Here is a 13,594-nt window from a genome sequence, read left to right on the forward strand (position 1 = left end):
CTTTAGCATATTATTTGAATACTGAAGAAGCATCAACACTTTATTGGAGGATTGCTTATGACTGAAGCAATAATAATCTTAACATCCATTGGAATTTTGCTGTTTACTCTTTCTTTTTTCATGTCCAATAAATTTAAAGTTATGGAAGAACAGATTGAACAACTATCCTTGTCTACAATGCAGGAGAGCTACCAACTAAAGAAAAAAATAAAGATTTTAGAAGAGGAACTGCTAACCGATGATGTAATGGAAACTGATTTTACCAAAACAACTGTTCAGACACCACTACTAAGAAAAATAATTCATCTTTCTCAAAGCGGAGCTTCTATCCAAACCATTGCTAACGAAACAAACTTAAGTGAATATGATATTCGTTCGGTTCTAAATCAATTTAACAAGGAAAGTTAGGGATTGGATGAGACAAATTGTTCAAGCTTTTTCACTTGGTATGTTAACTGCAACTAGTATATTTGCTATTGTTTTCTATATAAGTATTGAGGAGACAACACAACCTAAAACAGACGAATCCATTCAAACCAAGATAAACTATCTTGAATCAATAGGATATGTAGTTGAATGGCCGAATGCTGTGAATGAACATAATCAGGACCCAGAGGAAACGGAAAGTCCAAAACGTTCCCCTGAGCAAGAAACAATCGTTTATACACTCATAATTGAGCCTGGAATGACTTCCGATGAAGTTGGTTCCATTCTCCTTGAAACAAAAATAATTAGTGATGCCAAAGCATTTAACGATTTCCTAGACGACTATAACCTTCACTCGTCTATCCAAATCGGTGAATACCAGTTGACTAGTGACATGTCCGTTCAACAAATCGTTGAGACTATAACAAATGGATAAAAAGGCAGAAAGAAGTCCGATACTAATTGTATCGGACTTCTTTCTTAAAGGAATTGACTACTTACACCACTATTCGTTTAACTATTAAGGTCAAACGACTCTCCCTTGACCAAATAAAGGATGCTTTCTCCAATGTTTGTCGTATGATCAGCAAAGCGTTCAATATATCTAGCACTAAAAGCCATTTGCATGATATGTTGAATCATTTGTGGGTTCGTTGCTGTCTCCTCCAATAATTCTCTAACAACCTTCCCGTACATTTCATCTACTTGGTCGTCTAATTCAGCTAGTTTTCGCGCTAACGTTATATCCTCGTTATCAAAAGCCTTAATCGATAAGTCAAGCATTTTTGATGCTATATCTTTCATATCATTCAGTACGGGATGGACTTTAATCCCGTGGTCTTCACCAAGATGTAGTGTTGCCTTTGCAATATTCTTTGCATTATCTCCCATACGCTCTAAATCTGTTGCAATCCGGATCGCTACAATTAACCGTCGTAAATCGGATGCAACGGGTTGCTGTTTAGCTATGAGAAGGATTGCAGCATCATTAATTTCCATATCTTTTTTATCCAACCATTTATCATCCTGGATTAATTGTTTTGCAAACGTAACATCACAGTTGTACAATGCATCTACAGCTTGGCTCAGCAACTTTTCTGCGCCATAGCCCATTTCAATTATTTTTTCCTTAATTTTATCCAATTCAACATGAAACTGTTCTCTTCTAACCATTTACATTCCTCATTTCTCTGATTTTGTCCCGAGATAACTGACAGCGGGTCCCAACAACAAAGCTGTAGAAACAAAAAAAATGTAGGAAGGGTTTAACTGCCATAACTATCGATAGATCTAACACACAATTTCACTAGAGATAGCCGCCTATTCTAAAATTACAATTTATCCGAATCTTCCTGTTATATAATCTTCTGTTCGTCTATCTTTAGGATTCGAAAAAATGATGTCGGTTTGGTCATACTCAATTACTTCTCCATTAAGGAAGAAAGCTGTTTTGTCAGATATCCTCGCTGCCTGCTGCATGTTATGTGTAACAATTACAATTGTATATTTACTTTTTAATTCTGTAATTAGTTCCTCAATTTTCAATGTTGAGATTGGATCTAATGCTGAAGTCGGTTCATCCATTAAAATTACTTCTGGCTTGGTCGCTAATGTTCTTGCAATACATAACCGTTGTTGTTGTCCGCCAGACAACCCTATTGCACTACTGTTTAACCGGTCTTTTACCTCATCCCATAAAGCAACATCCTTTAAACTGGACTCAACAATTTCGTTTAACTTCTTTTTATCTTTTATCCCGTGTATTCTTGGCCCATAAGCGATGTTATCAAAAATTGATTGTGGAAAAGGGTTCCCTTTTTGGAATATCATACCTACATGCTTACGTAAAGAAACAAGATCTACTTTTCCTTCGATGATGTTCGAACCTTCAAAATTAATTTGCCCGGACATTTTTACAGTAGGTATCATCTGAATCATTAAATTCATTGTCTTGATAAAAGTTGATTTTCCACAGCCTGAGGGACCGATAATCGCTGTTACTTCCTTCTCGTTCATCTCTAAATTTATGTTTTTTAAGGCGTGAAAATCGTCATACCACAAATTTAAATCAACTACATCAAATATCGAATTTCTTTTTTCTACCATTTGTTGTTGCATCCCTAAAACCCCCTCTAGCCAAATCGACCGGAAATATAATCTTCTGTCTCTTTTACCGATGGATTGGTAAAGATTGTTTCCGTATCATCATATTCCACAATTCTCCCGTTAAGGAAAAAAGCGGTTTTGTCTGAAACTCTAGAAGCTTGTTGCATATTATGCGTAACAATCACAATCGTATAATCCTTCTTTAATTCAAATATTAATTCTTCAATCTTTGCATTTGATACAGGGTCGAGTGCTGAAGCAGGTTCATCCAATAACAAAATATTTGGTTGCATGGCAAGTGTACGAGCGATACAAAGTCGTTGCTGTTGTCCACCAGATAGTGCAAAGGCTGATTGATCTAGCCTGTCTTTCACCTCATCCCATAGTGCTGCCTTCCTTAAGCTTTCCTCAACAATCGCATCTAATCTTTTCTTTCCTTTTATGCCGTAAAAACGAAGTGCATGCGTAATATTGTTATAAATGGACTTTGGAAATGGATTTGGCTTTTGAAAAACCATCCCGATTTCTTTCCTTAAGGCTATGACATCTATGTTTTTATCCAATATGTTTAAGTCCTCATAAATGATTTCTCCTTGATTATGAGAAATTGGAATTAAGTCGTTCATCCGATTTACACTTCGTAAAAAAGTAGATTTCCCACAACCTGATGGTCCGATTAATGCAGTGATAGAATTTTTTTCAATGTCGAAAGAAATATTTTTGACGGCCTGATTGGAGCCATAATAAATACTTAAATCATTAACACGTAGGATTAGTTCTGATTGATCCTTCTCTTCTTTTTTATCACTTGTCTTTTGTTTACTTTTATCAACCTTTTCTTTAAGCATTCCCACCGAGCATGCCTCCTCTTATTTACTTGCAGTTATTTTTCTATGAACTGCACTCCCAACAAATCGCGCTGTTAAATTAAAAAAAAGTACAGATAACACCAAGATGGCCGAAGATCCGTCTGCAATTGCTTCAACATCTGGCATGATTCCATTTGTATTTACAGCCCAAATGTGAACAGATAATGTTTCAGCAGGTCTAAAAATATTAAGTGGTGACGTAGTAGAAAATGGATTCCAGTTCATATAATCAAGTCGCGGCGTCGATAGTCCAGCCGTAAAAAGTAATGCAGCTGCCTCTCCAAAAACACGACCTGACGCCAATATGGCACCAGTAAGAATTCCTGGAAAAGCTGATGGCAAAATGACTGTTTTTATCGTATGCCAGTGATTAATTCCTAAAGCAAGACTTGCTTCTTTCTGAACGTTTGGAACAGATCTAATTGCATCTTCACTTACTCTCACCATAACAGGAATGTTAAAAATGGTTAACGCTAATGCACCACCAATGATGGTGTACCCCCAACCAGTTGAATTAACAAATATAAGTAGTCCAAACATACCAACAACAATTGATGGAAGGGAGGCAAGCAATTCAATACAAGAACGAATGAAATTGGTGATTTTACCTGGTTTTGCATACTCCGCCATATATACTCCACCTAATACACCTAAAGGAACCGTGATTAACATCGTAATAAACAGAATATAAAAGGAATTAAAAAGCTGGTCCCTTATTCCACCACCTTCACGAACGGTGCTAGAAGTTGTAGTAATAAAATCCCAAGAAATTTGCGGAACACCTCGGAATAAAATAAACGAAAATAAACCTATTAATACCAATACAATGATCGTTGCAATTGCGATAAAAACGCCTGTTGCAATTCGATCAGCAACCTTACTATTCATTAAATCTTCCTCCTAGCCGATAGATACCTTATGATTAGGATAAAAATAAACGAGATAATGAGCAAAATTAATCCCATGGACCATAGAGTGTTATTATCCACGCTTCCATATGTTGTATAACCCATATTTAGTGTGATAATCGTTGTCAGTGTTGCCGATGGGTCGAGTAAAGAACCTGGTAGATCCCTAACATTTCCGATTACCATTTGAACAGCTAACGCCTCTCCAAACGCCCGGGCCATGCCAAGTACAATAGCCGTCATTAACGATGGCAGTGCTGCTGGAATTAACACTTTCTTAATTGTCTGCCACCTAGTTGCACCTAATGCTAAAGACCCTTCCCGTAAACTATTCGGTAAAGAACTCATTGCATCTGTTGCAATCGTTGTAACAGTTGGTAAAATCATCACAGATAATACAATTGTACCGGTTAGAAGACTAAACCCTGTAGCAGACCCTGAAAAGGTATTTCTAATAAAAGGAACTAACACCGTTAAGCCGATAAATCCGTAAACAACAGACGGAATACCAACTAACAGTTCTATTACCGGTTGTAACACTTTTTTACCTATCGATGTCGAAATTTCTGTCATGAAAATAGCACAACCAATTCCTAAAGGTCCGGCAATTAAGGCTGATAACAATGTTACAGCAAGTGATCCAAGAATAAACGGAAGTGCCCCGTACTGAGGATCGCTACTGGTTGGATTCCATTCAGAACTAAACAAGAATTCTAACGGATTTAACCCATTGACAATAAAAGATTGCAACCCTTTTATCGCTAAAAACAAGGTGATGGACAAGGTAGCAATAATGATAATTAACGCACATAGACTAACGAGGATTTTCCCACGTGTCTCACCCGGATTTTTACTTGATGATCTTATTAATCGTTGTTTTGCTGATAGTGTTGTTTGCTTTTCCATCAATTACACCCCTAAAAAAGGATACAGGGTAAAGAGCATAAGAAGCTCTTACCCTGCCACTATTTTCCACTCTTGAAATTTTTTTATAAATTAGTTTGATTTCCTTCTGCGTCTCGTTCTACTTTCATATCAGTTGCAGGAATATATCCTTGTTCAATAAGTAAGCCTTTTTGAATGTCATCACTTAGTAGAAAATCAAGGAAATCTTTGACAGCACCTGTAGGTTCACCCTTTGTATAGGAATGCTCATATGCCCAAATCGGGAACTCACCAGAAATAACATTTTCATCAGTTGCTTCAACTCCGTCGATTGCAAGAGGGATGACAGCACCATCATCTGTAAAATAAGAGAATGCTAAGTATCCTATTGTCCCTGGAGTTTCCTCAATGATTTGTTTCACTCGGTTGGAAGAGTCTTCGGTAATCCCTTCTGCTGGAGTTGCTCCGTCTAAACCAAATTGGACAAATGTTGCACGAGTACCAGATGAGTCCGGTCGATTAACAAGAGTTATTTCTTGGTCTTTGCCACCTAATTCTGACCAATTAGTAATTTCACCAGTAAATACTTTTATTAAATCTTGCTTTGAAATATCTGTTATCCCAATATTACTACTCACTGCCGCCGTCATTCCTACGACTGCCACTTTATGGTCAACTAATTCTTCTGCAGCTATACCTTCTTTTTCCTCAGCAAACACATCAGAATTACCTATATCTACTGCTCCACTATCTACTTCACTTAGCCCAGTTCCAGACCCGCCAGCATTTACTTGAATATCCGCATCAGGGTTTTGCGCCATAAATTCTTCAGCCGCACCAGCAACAAGTGGTTGCATAGCACTTGATCCAGAGATTAAAACAGTGTTATTTCCACCATTATCCCCACCACCCTCTTGATTATTAGCTCCACAAGCAGTTACCAATCCAATTGTTAAAACAATTAGAAGGAATGTTACTATTTTTTTCATTAGTTTTGCCCCCCTGTTTATCATTTATTTCTATATGTATAGTCTAACGTCTTTTTTTAAATTTATTGTTAAATTAATGTTAACTTTTTGTAAATTTTTTGTTTTTTTGTCGAAAAAGGTAGTGTCAATAAGAAAAGCATGAGACAAGCCTAGTGTTAACCACGTCGAGCGGATGTTATAATTCCTTTACAATAAAGAATCCTCTAGCCTAATTAAGGCTAAAGGATTTGCACTAATCGATTTCTTGCTCGTTCATGTTTTCTTCTACTATAACGTCTTCCTTACGAAGAATTTCTTCTTTATTATCCTTTTCAAGATTCGTATTTATACCGTTTAAGCCTCTTTGTTTTTTTAACTCAAAGTATTTATCAAGTACTCTTCTACCAATCATGTGATTGATTGGGTATTTAGTGCCTGACGAAACAATTCCTGTGTTAGGCACCATAACAGCAAAAGCAACTTCTGGATTATCATATGGTGCATAGCCGACTAAGGTAAGGTTCTCTGTTTCTGCAATGAGCTTTCCATCTTCATATATTTCGTTTTGGGCAGTTCCCGTTTTACCTGCAGGCTTGTAGGGAGCATCACCAAAGTATGCTTGACCAGTACCTTGTGGTTCTTGCATTACTCGTCTAAATCCTTCTTGGACACGGCTTAGATAGCTATCATTCATGACAATTTTGTTTAATACTTCCGGATTATACGCCTTTTGAACTTGGCCTAAGTCATTTTTGGCTGCTACAGGTTGACGAATTTGTTTAACTAAATACGGCTTTACACGGTATCCATCATTAGCAATGGTTGACACGTACTGTGCTAGTTGCAACGTTGTATAGGTATCATATTGGCCGATGGCAAAGTCCATTAGAAAACCAGCATTTAAATTACTTCCTTTAAATCCGTTTTCCTCATAAGGTAAGTCGATACCTGTTTCAACACCCAAACCAAACTGACTGAAATAATTTCTCATCTTTTGAAAATTGCTTGGATCATAACCAACTAAACTTTTTTCCGGTCGATAAATTGCTTCTCCAATTCGCATTGCGATTTGAAACATGTACACGTTCGATGAGCGTTTTAATGCATCAATATCGTTTAATACTCCTAAGTTTTTCCACGAACACTTTGGCTGTGTTGCAGCAATTCTTATACATTTGTCTTCTATTGTTTCTCCTGGTTTAATCACACCCGATTGAAGTCCAGATAACACCGATGCTCCTTTGACTGCTGAGCCTGGACGATTTGCATCAAAGATGACCCGAAAAGACTCATCATTATATTGATCTTCATCACGATCATAACGAATCCCTGAGAGTGCCAATACCTCACCCGTTTTAGGATTCATGACTGCCACAAGAGCATCAGTCAAATATTTGTTTGTTTCTGGATTTTTTTTAATTGCAGTTTCTAATTCTTCTTTTACAATTTGGTCAACAGCTTGTTGGAATTCGATATCAACCGTTAATACTAAGTCACTTCCGCGCTTTCCGTCCTTAACTGTTTCTGCTGTTCCCACAATATTCCCAGACTTATCAGTAGTGTATTGGATTTCTTCCTTTGTACCTCGTAAAATACTCTCATATTGTTGTTCTAAACCACTTTCACCCACCCGGTCATTCCGACTATATCCTCTCGTTAAATAAAAATCTCTGTTTTCACTAGGAATTCCTTCTTCTGAAGATGTAATTCCTCCGATAAAACTACCAAAAGTATTGCCGTAAACATTTAGTCTATCCCAGTCTTTCGTGGCATCAATTCCTGGTAACTCATATAAATGAGCAGCAACTTTGGCAAATTCTTCATCTGTTACATTTTCTTTTTTCACTACGTACGGTGACAACTCATACGCTTTATCTAATTCCTTTTTAATGGCAATAATATTGAGACGTGATCCCGTCCAATTAATGGTATCTAAATCTTGTTGAGTAATTTTGTCAAGCATAATTTGATATTGTTCGGCATTACTTTTTTCTTTATCTTTAGCGGTCAATCTGCTTGCAGCCTCATCCGCATTTAACAAATACCAATATTCTTTCCGATCTCTGCTAGTGACAACCTCTTTTAGAACCTCGGTTTTATCCATTGTGATATACTCTGCTAATTTTTCTGCTAAGTCTAACCGCTCTTTTGCTGTATCTCCACCCTTTGGCGGTGTGTACGTAATCGCACTAACAGGTTCATTGTCTAAAATAATTCTGCCATACCTGTCAAACATTTTGCCTCTAGGTACTGATAGCTTTGTTGTTGTGTTAACAGTCTTGTTAATTTCTTCTTGTGCTTCCTCTCCATTTAAGATCTGCACAACTCCCAACTGTAAAATAAGTAAACAGAACAATCCAAATACTACTATAAATAAAATGTTTAATCGAAATGGAAGTGATGATTTTTTTTTCTTTTCCATATGTATTTTCCCCCATAATAAAACAAAAGCAGTGTATGCTGCTTTTGTTTTATTATAACACCTATTTAAGCAACAATCATCTGTTTTCCTGATCAGCGAGTTCCTTTACAGAATTGGTTTCATTAATGCTCTTTGATGTAACACCGTGTAATTTAATATCCTTAACAAAGAAATAGACAATGAAGTGTCCAGCCCCAAGTACCATAAGTAAATACGGGATAGCTGTTTCTGCCGGAAACAAATTCACCGAAATTAAGAAGATAGCTATGGACGCCACCCTCCCCATATTAACGAACAACTCCCTGACGACAATGTATTCAATGCGCATCTCTCCTGCCTTCCATGCATTTCCAATTACATCAAAAGTCATTGATACATATGGCACAGTAAAAATTGGATAAGAAATCCCGATGATTGCACCATATATCAACAGTGTCGTATAACTTGTATGGATCAAGATTAAGTAGATAGCCATATAAAGGGATAATCCTCCAATAAAGATTGCCCATTTTCGCATGTGTGGCTTTATTAACCTTGTTGCTAGAAAATACACTATTAATGAACAACCAGAAAATATAAGGTTAAATGTTCCTAAAGCAAATTCACTTTGGGTTGCAATAAAAATCCAAACTGAAATGACAAAGAAGAAAACCCCTTCCCTTAAACCTTGAAAGGTGTGTGCATAGAGCATTTTTCGCCAATCATGGTTATTTTTTCTCTCCATTAATATTCTTCTAAACGAAAAACTTCCCTCTGCAGACCTTCTTTTTAAGAACATAGAACTTACAACTGCCAACGCAAAAAGAAAAAAGGAAATAGTGAAAATTATCGTATATCCTTGAAAATTATCCATACGTGAAATAACGTAGCCAGCCAAAATCGGTCCTATCATCCCACCAAAAGATTGCATTAACCCAAGAAACCCATTAAAAAAGTCTCTTGTCTCTGGCTCAGTCACCTCAAAGGTCAAAACATTAAAGGCAAGCCAGTAAAAGCCAGATCCTATCCCTAATAAAGCACCTAACATAATATTATAGGTGGAAGCTTGTTCACCAACTAACAACACCGTCAAATAAAATACTGCAAAAAATATTACCCCTAGACGTAATACGATGACACGGTCTACTTTTTTTGCCCAGCGTCCTGCTAATATAAAAACTAATGGTTGCATGATATAGACGGAAATATTATACAAAGCAATATCAACATATTGTCCAGATTGCTTCCAAAGAAATATATTGACAAATGTGTTAGAAAGGAATGTTGCTAATGCATACAAGCCTCCTATTGTTAACAAGAGCTTTAAATCACGATCTATCTCAATATCTCCAAGCATTGACTGTAATTTTTTCATATCTCCTGTCTCCTTTTTAAGTCTATTCTTTAGTCTTTTCAGGATGTCGTAGACTTATTCAGAAGACAGGCAAATGTTTTATGAAAGGAATAAAAGCATCTGATTTTACATATATTACAACAAGTGGATATAATTTCCTGGATTGCTAAGAAAAGCGCAGGGCGCCTTGCTAGACAGCTTTTGGAATTTTTTATACTTTCTTATCTTAAAAAAAGCCTTTGACTATAAGTCAAAGGCTTTTTCACAATAGGATTGGCTTACTTTGCTGCTTCGTAGCGCCTAGAAACCTCTTCCCAGTTTACTACATTCCAAAACGCTGAAATATAATCCGGGCGTCTGTTTTGGTAATTTAAATAATAGGCATGCTCCCAAACATCAAGACCTAACACAGGAGTCTTACCGTCCATGAGCGGTGTATCTTGGTTAGGTGTGCTTGTAATTGCTAATTCACCATTATCAACAATTAACCAAGCCCAACCAGAACCAAAGCGACCAGCTGCTGCTGCTGCAAATTCGTCTTTAAACTTATCGAAACTACCAAACTTTGCATTAATCTTATCTGCTAATTCTCCTGATGGCGAACCTCCACCGTTTGGAGAAAGAATTGTCCAAAATAGACTGTGGTTAGCATGTCCACCACCATTATTTCTTACTGCAGTACGAATATCTTCGGGAACACCGTTAAGGTTAGAAAGCAACTCTTCAAGTGATTTGTTTTCAAGATCTGCTTTCCCCTCTAGAGCTCCGTTAAGTTTAGTCACATACGTATTGTGGTGTTTAGTATGATGGATATTCATCGTTTCCTTATCAATATGAGGTTCTAATGCATCATATGCATAAGGTAATTCTGGTAATTCAAATTTTGCCATGTATAATTCCTCCTTTGATTATTTATTTAAGAAGTCAACTACATTAGCTGACTATCTATTAAGGCAAGATTATCAAAGCGGATGGTTGGATGCAACTGTTATGCATCCAAAATTATACTTTTTTAATGATTTAGTTTTTTCATTTAATAGCTAAATACTAGTTGTCGAATTTAACAAAAATAAAAAAACAAGCGTTTATCGCTTGTTTTTTTCAAAAAGTGGCTCGGGACGGAATCGAACCGCCGACACACGGATTTTCAGTCCGTTGCTCTACCGACTGAGCTACCGAGCCTTAATCTCTTCCTTAAAAGAAATATGTAATTATGGCGGAGGAGGAGGGATTCGAACCCCCGCGAGCCGTGAAGCCCCTGTCGGTTTTCAAGACCGATCCCTTCAGCCGGACTTGGGTACTCCTCCATTAATAAAAGTGGACCCTGCAGGATTCGAACCTGCGACCGATCGGTTATGAGCCGATAGCTCTAACCAACTGAGCTAAGGGTCCTTACATTGGGGCGACCGGTGGGAATTGAACCCACGCATGCCGGAACCACAATCCGGTGCGTTAACCACTTCGCCACGATCGCCAAGAAAAAATATAGCGGCGGAGGGAATCGAACCCACGACCTTACGGGTATGAACCGTACGCTCTAGCCAGCTGAGCTACACCGCCATGGCTCCACAGGTAGGATTCGAACCTACGACCGATCGGTTAACAGCCGATTGCTCTACCACTGAGCTACTGTGGAACAGTTCTTGAAAATAATTCAAGCGACGAATAACAATATAACACGTACTATTCGAATTGTCAACAAAATGTTCAAACAAAAGTGAATAAGGAAAGTATAAATTTAGCCTTGCCCACCCTAACGCCAGCTTAAGCAAAAAATTTATTTATTTGCTTAAGACCTCGGGGGGAGGCGGTCGGAGCTAGACAGCTCTTGTTTTTTTACTTTCTTATCTTGGAACAAAAACACTATATCACTTTAGCGTGCTTGTTTCAAGCTTTTTCCATACCTTTACTTAATATACATTACTGGACTAAATAACTGACAAAAAAGTGAAAGAGCATAAATCTAAGAGTGAAGTTTCATGCTCTTTCTCTGTTATATTTTATGGCTGTTTTTCACCTAGTACTTCTTCTGCAATATTTACGGCATGGTCACCGATACGCTCTAAATTACTAATGATATCCACGAATACGATACCAGCAGTTCCAGAGCATGCACCTTCATTTAAGCGGATAATATGTTTTTTACGATAGGTGCGTTCCATCTGGTCAATTTGGTTTTCCTTCTGCACAACTGCTAATGCAGACTCCCTATCCATTGTATTCAATGCATCAATTGCTTGCTTTACCGTAACAAGCGTTAAATCAAACATTTCATTCAAATCTTCAAGTGCCTGTTCTGTAATATCTACTTTATTTGTAATTTGATAATCAACAAGTTCAACGATATTTTCGAAATGATCACCAATTCGCTCAATATCACGAACAGAATCCATCAGTGCAGAATGTTTTGTACTTTCAAAGTCCGAGAAAGAAGTTCCAGACAACTTAACCAAGTAATTGGTAATTTCCTTATCGAGGTTATTTAATGCCCCTTCGATTTGTAATGCATAATCAGCGTCTTTCCTTTGCCGATTATTCAAATACTGACCTGTTGCCTCAAGACCTTGATACGCGTAGTCTCCCATTCTTATCACTTCTTCTTTTGCCTGTTCTAAAGCAACACTCGGAGACTGTTCAATGAATATCGGGTCTAAGTGCTTTGGTTTATATTCAACAATTGTATCTTCACCCGGAATCAATTTAGTAACTAAGTAAGCCAGTAGTGCAATAAACGGAAATTGGATGACTGTATTAGCAATGTTGAAACTGCCGTGCGCAAAAGCAATCGTCATTTCGTTATCGAGATTAAGCTTGTCTTGTAAATAAACTACGTAGAGGGTATAAGGCTTTAACAGAAACAGGAAAATAGTAGCACCCAACACATTAAATGTGACGTGAACAAAAGCAGCACGCCTAGCAGCTATACTCGTACCGATTGCTGCTAGTACAGCAGTTATCGTTGTTCCAATATTGTCACCAAATAGAACTGGTAAGGCTGCATTTAATTCCAGTAAGCCCTCACCATACAAACTTTGTAAAATGCCAATCGTTGCACTAGAGCTTTGAACAATAACAGTAAAAACAGCACCAATAACTACACCTAAAATTGGGTTTTCACTCATACTTAAGGTGAGATCAGAAAATGCCTCTAATCCTCTTAATGGTTTAAGTCCACCATCCATGATCTCAAGACCTAAAAACAATGAACCTAAACCAAAAACAGTTTGTCCGAAATAGGTAACTCGTTTGTTTTTAAAGAAGAAAATTAAGAAGGAACCTAGCGCAATAATTGGTAAAGCATACTCTTTTACATCAACCCCAATGATGAATGCTGTCATGGTTGTACCAATGTTTGCCCCCATAATTACACCAATTGCTTGTCTAAAGGTCATGAAACCAGCATTTACCAATCCAACAGTTAATACCGTAGTAGTTGAACTACTTTGTACGAGTGCCGTGATCAATGTACCTGCTAAGACACCTTTGAGAGGACTGCCAGTAAATTTGTCTAAAGTCTCCCTTAATCGATCACCGGCTGTTTTCTGTAAACCGTCACCCATGTATTTTATTCCAAACAGAAATATACCTAAACCACCGATAAATTCAAAAACAATCGTTTGAATATCTACTTCAGTCATATGTTCACCCCAGTTTAAAAAGTCTTTTTGAAAAATTAA

12 protein-coding genes and 6 tRNA genes are annotated in these 13,594 nt (G+C 37.4%); 2 read left to right on the forward strand and 16 right to left on the reverse strand.

Annotated features, from left to right (window positions below; genetic code table 11):
• Nucleotides 1-57 precede the first annotated feature (57 nt).
• Together NC799_RS01155 and NC799_RS01160 are read left to right on the forward strand one after the other, a co-directional pair.
• Complete coding sequence (locus NC799_RS01155) at nt 58-408, forward strand: hypothetical protein (RefSeq protein ID WP_272444483.1); 351 nt, start codon at nt 58-60, stop codon at nt 406-408.
• Between the two features lie 7 nt (nt 409-415).
• A complete protein-coding gene (locus NC799_RS01160) occupies nt 416-862 on the forward strand; it encodes an MltG/YceG/YrrL family protein (protein WP_272444484.1) in 447 nt (148 codons plus the stop codon).
• A gap of 77 nt (nt 863-939) precedes the next feature.
• On the opposite strand, the gene phoU is transcribed toward NC799_RS01160, so the two are convergent.
• The 16 genes from phoU to NC799_RS01240 all read right to left on the reverse strand — a co-directional run bounded on the left by phoU (nt 940) and on the right by NC799_RS01240 (nt 13,555).
• Nucleotides 940-1,599 (reverse strand): phosphate signaling complex protein PhoU, encoded by a 660-nt coding sequence (gene phoU / locus NC799_RS01165; protein WP_272444485.1) that lies wholly within the window; start codon nt 1,597-1,599, stop codon nt 940-942.
• A gap of 165 nt (nt 1,600-1,764) precedes the next feature.
• Nucleotides 1,765-2,544 carry a phosphate ABC transporter ATP-binding protein PstB gene (pstB, locus tag NC799_RS01170; RefSeq protein ID WP_272444486.1) on the reverse strand — a complete coding sequence of 260 codons (780 nt, stop codon included), beginning with the start codon at nt 2,542-2,544 and terminating at the stop codon, nt 1,765-1,767.
• Nucleotides 2,545-2,558: 14 nt separating this feature from the next.
• Nucleotides 2,559-3,380, reverse strand: a complete 822-nt coding sequence (gene pstB, locus NC799_RS01175; RefSeq protein ID WP_272444777.1) for a phosphate ABC transporter ATP-binding protein PstB — start codon at nt 3,378-3,380, stop codon at nt 2,559-2,561.
• A 21-nt stretch (nt 3,381-3,401) separates the two neighbouring features.
• Nucleotides 3,402-4,289: a phosphate ABC transporter permease PstA gene (gene pstA / locus NC799_RS01180; protein ID WP_272444487.1), complete on the reverse strand. Its 888-nt coding sequence runs from the start codon at nt 4,287-4,289 to the stop codon at nt 3,402-3,404.
• Nucleotides 4,289-5,215, reverse strand: coding sequence for a phosphate ABC transporter permease subunit PstC (gene pstC / locus NC799_RS01185; protein ID WP_272444488.1), 927 nt, complete (start codon nt 5,213-5,215; stop codon nt 4,289-4,291). The genes pstA and pstC overlap by 1 nt, the downstream gene beginning before the upstream one ends.
• 83 nt (nt 5,216-5,298) lie before the next feature.
• Complete coding sequence (locus NC799_RS01190) at nt 5,299-6,183, reverse strand: phosphate ABC transporter substrate-binding protein PstS family protein (RefSeq protein ID WP_272444489.1); 885 nt, start codon at nt 6,181-6,183, stop codon at nt 5,299-5,301.
• Nucleotides 6,184-6,415: 232 nt separating this feature from the next.
• Nucleotides 6,416-8,584, reverse strand: a complete 2,169-nt coding sequence (locus NC799_RS01195; RefSeq protein ID WP_272444490.1) for a peptidoglycan D,D-transpeptidase FtsI family protein — start codon at nt 8,582-8,584, stop codon at nt 6,416-6,418.
• Between the two features lie 76 nt (nt 8,585-8,660).
• A complete protein-coding gene (locus tag NC799_RS01200) occupies nt 8,661-9,938 on the reverse strand; it encodes an MFS transporter (RefSeq protein WP_272444491.1) in 1,278 nt (425 codons plus the stop codon).
• 257 nt (nt 9,939-10,195) lie between these two features.
• A complete protein-coding gene (sodA, locus tag NC799_RS01205; RefSeq protein ID WP_272444492.1) occupies nt 10,196-10,807 on the reverse strand; it encodes a superoxide dismutase SodA in 612 nt (203 codons plus the stop codon).
• Nucleotides 10,808-11,026: 219 nt separating this feature from the next.
• Nucleotides 11,027-11,099 (reverse strand) — tRNA-Phe (locus tag NC799_RS01210).
• A gap of 32 nt (nt 11,100-11,131) precedes the next feature.
• Nucleotides 11,132-11,224, reverse strand: a tRNA-Ser gene (locus tag NC799_RS01215).
• A gap of 11 nt (nt 11,225-11,235) precedes the next feature.
• Nucleotides 11,236-11,309: transfer RNA gene (locus tag NC799_RS01220), tRNA-Ile, on the reverse strand.
• 6 nt (nt 11,310-11,315) lie between these two features.
• Nucleotides 11,316-11,391 (reverse strand) — tRNA-His (locus NC799_RS01225).
• A gap of 12 nt (nt 11,392-11,403) precedes the next feature.
• Nucleotides 11,404-11,477: transfer RNA gene (locus tag NC799_RS01230), tRNA-Met, on the reverse strand.
• A 1-nt stretch (nt 11,478) separates the two neighbouring features.
• Nucleotides 11,479-11,553, reverse strand: a tRNA-Asn gene (locus NC799_RS01235).
• A gap of 364 nt (nt 11,554-11,917) precedes the next feature.
• Entirely contained in the window at nt 11,918-13,555 is a 1,638-nt protein-coding gene (locus tag NC799_RS01240) for a Na/Pi cotransporter family protein (RefSeq protein WP_272444493.1), read from the reverse strand.
• Between the last annotated feature and the right edge of the window lie 39 nt (nt 13,556-13,594).

Origin of the sequence: Aquibacillus salsiterrae (assembly GCF_028416595.1) — a bacterium.
Lineage (GTDB): Bacteria > Bacillota > Bacilli > Bacillales > Amphibacillaceae > Aquibacillus_A > Aquibacillus_A salsiterrae.

Excerpts from the sequence above, each read along its gene's own strand:
- pstA (WP_272444487.1), bottom strand. The coding sequence starts at position 4,289 with ATGAATAGTAAGGTTGCTGATCGAATTGCAACAGGCGTTTTTATCGCA.
- pstC (WP_272444488.1), bottom strand. The coding sequence starts at position 5,215 with ATGGAAAAGCAAACAACACTATCAGCAAAACAACGATTAATAAGATCA.
- sodA (WP_272444492.1), bottom strand. The coding sequence starts at position 10,807 with ATGGCAAAATTTGAATTACCAGAATTACCTTATGCATATGATGCATTA.
- phoU (WP_272444485.1), bottom strand. The coding sequence starts at position 1,599 with ATGGTTAGAAGAGAACAGTTTCATGTTGAATTGGATAAAATTAAGGAA.
- NC799_RS01160 (WP_272444484.1), top strand. The coding sequence starts at position 416 with ATGAGACAAATTGTTCAAGCTTTTTCACTTGGTATGTTAACTGCAACT.
- pstB (WP_272444777.1), bottom strand. The coding sequence starts at position 3,380 with ATGCTTAAAGAAAAGGTTGATAAAAGTAAACAAAAGACAAGTGATAAA.
- NC799_RS01155 (WP_272444483.1), top strand. The coding sequence starts at position 58 with ATGACTGAAGCAATAATAATCTTAACATCCATTGGAATTTTGCTGTTT.
- pstB (WP_272444486.1), bottom strand. The coding sequence starts at position 2,544 with ATGCAACAACAAATGGTAGAAAAAAGAAATTCGATATTTGATGTAGTT.
- NC799_RS01200 (WP_272444491.1), bottom strand. The coding sequence starts at position 9,938 with ATGAAAAAATTACAGTCAATGCTTGGAGATATTGAGATAGATCGTGAT.
- NC799_RS01195 (WP_272444490.1), bottom strand. The coding sequence starts at position 8,584 with ATGGAAAAGAAAAAAAAATCATCACTTCCATTTCGATTAAACATTTTA.
- NC799_RS01190 (WP_272444489.1), bottom strand. The coding sequence starts at position 6,183 with ATGAAAAAAATAGTAACATTCCTTCTAATTGTTTTAACAATTGGATTG.
- NC799_RS01240 (WP_272444493.1), bottom strand. The coding sequence starts at position 13,555 with ATGACTGAAGTAGATATTCAAACGATTGTTTTTGAATTTATCGGTGGT.